We start from the raw sequence: 257 nt of genomic DNA on the forward strand, positions 1-257 counted from the left end.
GTCAGGATTGCCATCGAGATCCACCTCGAACATATATTCCGCCAGGTCATCCAGGCAACTCCCGCTTCCGCTGCCATCACAGTCGGCCCCGACTAGCTCGGCGAAGCCCGGAAGCGCCTCGATCTTAGTTTCGGCGCTCGTGTCATAGGTGGGCTCACCGTCCGTGAGCAGGACGATGTAGTTCTTCTGGCAGCCGTACTTGATCGGCGAGTTGTAGGTGCCGGAGCCGGGCGGGGCGCGGCTGTCCGACACCGAGT

1 protein-coding gene is annotated in these 257 nt (G+C 62.3%); it reads right to left on the reverse strand.

Annotated elements, in window-relative coordinates; all coding sequences use genetic code 11:
- A partial coding sequence (locus SAY88_RS25275) for a hypothetical protein (RefSeq protein ID WP_332635187.1) occupies positions 1-257 on the reverse strand: 257 nt, incomplete at both ends.

This window comes from Halalkalibacter flavus, assembly GCF_036663575.1.
In the GTDB taxonomy this organism is placed as follows: domain Bacteria; phylum Bacillota; class Bacilli; order Bacillales; family Bacillaceae_D; genus Halalkalibacter; species Halalkalibacter flavus.